2 protein-coding genes are annotated in these 4,302 nt (G+C 67.4%); one reads left to right on the forward strand and one right to left on the reverse strand.

The genetic code is table 11. The annotated features are described in order from the left end of the window. The first annotated feature begins 332 nt into the window (after positions 1 to 332). Complete coding sequence (locus PV773_RS25050) at positions 333 to 1,847, forward strand: MFS transporter (protein ID WP_347968973.1); 1,515 nt, start codon at positions 333 to 335, stop codon at positions 1,845 to 1,847. Here the strand turns inward: PV773_RS25050 and PV773_RS25055 are convergent. Continuing rightward, positions 1,837 to 3,801, reverse strand: a complete 1,965-nt coding sequence (locus PV773_RS25055; RefSeq protein WP_347968974.1) for a M23 family metallopeptidase — start codon at positions 3,799 to 3,801, stop codon at positions 1,837 to 1,839. The two genes, PV773_RS25050 and PV773_RS25055, sit on opposite strands and share 11 nt — an antisense overlap. Between the last annotated feature and the right edge of the window lie 501 nt (positions 3,802 to 4,302).

The raw sequence follows: 4,302 nt of genomic DNA on the forward strand, positions 1-4,302 counted from the left end.
GATAGGCTTGAGGGACAGCACCCCCTCCGTCCTGAGCCTGTCGAAGGGCCGCCCATCTCCCCCGCAAGGGGGGAGATTGGGCCTTCATCAAGCTCCCGACCTTAAGGAGAGGCAGAAAAGGGCGGGACGCCGAAGCTGCCAATCTCCCACCTTGCGGGGGAGATGGGCGGCAGCCCAGAGGGGGGGTGGGAAGGAATGAGACGCTCGCGGCGCTTCTCCCCCCTTGCGGATCGGGGCGGGGTCCCCCGGGGCAGCGCGCCACGCCCTGGCTCCGACAAATCGCGCCGCTGGGTCACTTCACGTATGGGAAAGCTCGAAATAGGGTTCCTGCCATGAATCAGCCAGCCGCCGCCGCGTCCGCCCCCGCCTTCTGCCCGCCCGAAGCGCGGCGCTATGTGCTGGTGTCGGCGATCCTCGCCTCCAGCATGGGCTTCATCGACGGCTCGGTGGTGTCGCTCGCCATGCCCATCATCCGCGAGGATCTCGGCGCCTCGCTGGTCGACGCGCAGTGGATCAGCAACGGCTACATGCTGTTCTTGTCGGCGCTCGTCCTGCTCGGCGGGGCCGCCGGCGACGTGTTCGGCGTGCGCAACATCTTCGCGCTCGGCATCCTCACCTTCATGGTCACCTCCGCGGCATGTTCGCTCGCGGTCGACGCCGACATGCTGATCGTGATGCGCGCTGCCCAAGGCGTCGGCGCGGCACTTATGGTGCCGGGCAGCCTCGCCATCATCGCCAAGTCCTATCCCAACGAGACGCGCGGGCGGGCGATCGGCCAGTGGGCGGCGTTTTCGTCGCTGACCACGGCGATGGGACCGTTCGTCGGCGGCATGGTGCTGTCGTTCGGCGCCGAATGGATGTGGCGGCTGATCTTTGCCATCAACGTGCCCATCGGCCTGGTCGCGCTCTACATGCTGTTCTCGAAGGTGCCGCAGGACCGGCCGTCGTCCAGGCGGCGGCTCGACATCGGCGGCGCGCTGCTCGCCACCGTCGGCCTCGGCCTCATGGCATGGGGGCTGACCGCGCTCGGACTGCCGGCGGAAGCGCGCTCCGTCTCGCCCTGGGCGTGGATCGCCATCGGCGCCGCGATCTTCGTCGCCTTCGTGGTCTGGGAGAAAAGAGCGAGGGCGCCGATGGTGAAGCTCGAACTGTTCCGCTCGCGCGCCTTCACCGGAGCCAACCTCTATACACTGATCCTGTTCTTCGCCTTCAATGCCGTGCTGTTCTTCCTGCCGATGACGGTGATTTCCGGCTGGGGCGCGTCCGAGTGGGAGGCAAGCCTGCTGTTCTTGCCGCTGTCCCTGTTCATCGGCGCGTTCTCCAGCCGCTCGGGCAACCTCGCCGATGCGATCGGGCCGCGCTTGCCGCTCACGGTGGGGGCAGTGATCGTCGGCCTGTCCTATGCCGGGCTCGCGCTCACCATGCCGCTGATGCTGCTTTGGCAGGTGACGTTCCCGATCCTGCTGCTCAAGGGCATCGGCATGGCCATCGTGGTGTCGCCGATCTCGGCGGCGGTGATGCGGGCGACACCCGACGAGGACACCGGCCTCGCGTCCGGGATCAACAATGCGCTGGCGCGCGCGGCCGGGCTGATGGCGGTCGCCGCGCTCGGTGCGGTCGCCGGCATCGTCTTTGCCGAGGTGCTGGGCCCGGCCGCGGCCGGCGCGGAATTCGGCGCGCTGACGACCGCGCCGCTCGAACCCGCGGCTGAGGCGTTGCGCGTCGAGGCGACCAACCGGGCCTTTTCGGCGATCGCCTGGATCGCGGCGGCGATGTGCTGGCTGTCGGCCCTTGTCGCCTGGTTCACCCAGCCGTCATGGGCGAGGAAGGAGAAGGCTAGCCGCTGACCTTGTCGGTGCTCGCAACCTTGAGCGCGTCCTCGTTGCCTTCCTTGAGCAACTCGTCGATGCGCTCGCGTTCCTTCGTGAACGCCTTGAGTTCGCCGTCGGCGAGGACGCGGCCGGTGGGCAGGCGCACGCGCATCGGATCGACCTTGGTGCCGTTGACGCTCAGCTCGTAATGCAGGTGCGACCCGGTCGACAGGCCGGTCGTGCCGACATTGCCGATGACCTGTCCCTGGCGCACCCGCGCGCCGGCAACGACCTCCGGGGCGATCCGGCTCTGGTGGTTGTAGGACGTCACGTAGCCGTTGGCATGGCGGATGATGGTCTGCTTGCCGTAGCCGCCGGCCCAGCCCGCCTTCTCCACGATGCCGTTGCCCGGCGCGATGATCGGCGTGCCGGTGGGGGCGGCCCAGTCGACGCCCGTGTGCATCTTCACATAGCCGAGAATCGGGTGCTTGCGCGCGCCGAAGCCGGAGGTGAAGCGGGCGTTGGGGACGGGGTTGCGCAGCAGGAACTGGCGCGAGCTGCGGCCATCCTGGTCGAAATAGTCGGTCGTGCCGTCTTCCATGCGGAAGCGGTAGAAGTTGCGCGTGTTGCCGCCGAAGGTCGCCGAGACATAGAGGAGTTCGGAATCCTCCGACATCTGGTCCTCGCCGTTGGGCTGCGAGAAGAACACCTCGATGCGGTCCGACGGATTGAGCCGCGACTGGAAATCGACGTCGGAGGCGAGCAGCCGCACCAGCTGCTTGGTCATGTCCTCCGACATGCCGTAGGAATAGGCGGCCCGGTAGATGCCGTCATAGATGCTGGGCAGCGCGCCGCGCGAGGTGGTCACGGTCGGCGTGCTCTCGAAGGCCGTCGCCAGCTCGGGATTGGGTTCGGGCTCGTTGCCGGGCACGAACTGGCCGCGGTCGTCGAGCGCGATGGTCAGCACATGCTGGGTGCGGTCGTAGACGCTGGTGCGCACGATCTTGCCGGCGTCGCCGCGCACCTCCAGCCCGACGCGCAGCACGGTGCCGGCCTTGAGCGCGGTCGCATTGAGCAGCCGCGAGACCGCATTGGCCATGCCCTTGGCGTCGTCGCCCTCGTAGCCGGCGGCCGCGAGCGCGTCGACGATCTTGCGGTCGCTCTCGAAGGGGATGATGTCCTCGGCATAGGACAGCGTATTGGGGTCGATCTCCTCGCGCACCGAGACCGACAAGTTCTCGGGCACGATCCTGATGCCGTAGGAGCCGGCCAGCGTCTGGTCGGCGAAGGCGTCGCCGAAGCGCTGCGGATCGACGTAGTGCAGGGCGGCGACCTGGATGTCGCCCTCGGTCAGGCTGCCGCCGGTATCGCGCACCACCTTCTCGACCTCGGCGGCCGACATGGCGCTGGTCTCGTCGAAGGCGGCCGTCTCGATCGGGAAGTCGACCGTCTTCAGGCTCATCTCGCTCTCGACCTTGACGCCGTAGATCTGTCCGGTCGGGGCGGAGGAAGCCGGCTGGGCGCTGCCCTCTTCGGCAAACACGCTCAAGGGGTCGAAGGGCGGATAGTTGCGCGTCGAGGGACGGTTGGCGGCGAGCGCCATCTTGATCTGGACGAAGGGCATGGTGCGGACGACGTCGCGGTCGCCGACCTTGGTCATCATCGACACTTCCATACGACGGCGGTCCTTCGCCTTGGCGATCTGGCGCAGCGGCGCCACCCGGGCGGTCTTGGCGCGCTCGCCGGAATCGTTGCCGGCGGCCGTGCTGGCGAGTTCGGCGATCTCGGGCGGGGTGGCCAGCTTCTCGCGGCCGTCGAGGGCGGCAAACAGGGCGACGCCCATCAGCACGCTCGAGGTCACGCCGGTCAGGAAGGTGCCCGACAGCCAGCGGGCCGACACCTCGCGCCGGTCCGGCGGGCCGGCGCGACCGTCCGCGATCAGCGGCGGCTCATTGCCGAGCTCGGCTATGGTCTGGTCCGTATCCTGCATCCAGTACGGCTAAAGTCCCCGGCGCTTGGCGCCCATCTGCTTTTGAATGCCAAGACATTTGCCTGTCATGGCGGCCCAAGTCAACGAAGCGGCGGATACCGCGCCGGAGCCGCAATCGCTCTCCTATATATAGAGAGGGCATTCGACCGCCGGCCCGGCCGCGCTTCGCGCCCTGGGACGCAACGAGACTTTCGCCCGCATTGGGGCGGGATTGAGGCTGGCCGGCCGCGGCCGGCGTTGTCCACTGCTCCGGAGCCGGCTTTGCAGCATTTGACGCATGGGGAGCTGGAAGCTTTGCCCGATCGAGTGCTTCGCGCCGGCCGAACGAGGCTGATTTCGTCCGAATTGCTGTGACCTTATGGGCAGCTTCCCGCCCAGATTGAGGCCCGTGTGGTGGATGATTTGAGCCGTCTGAAGTTTTTTCGCGGCCCTTACGCAGGGTTTTGAAGGGGTCTGTGTTTTTGTCGCAAAAAATTCGCAAAAGTCGGAAAAAGGTCGTTG

It is taken from the genome of Mesorhizobium sp. CC13 (assembly GCF_039907765.1).
Lineage (GTDB): Bacteria > Pseudomonadota > Alphaproteobacteria > Rhizobiales > Rhizobiaceae > Aminobacter.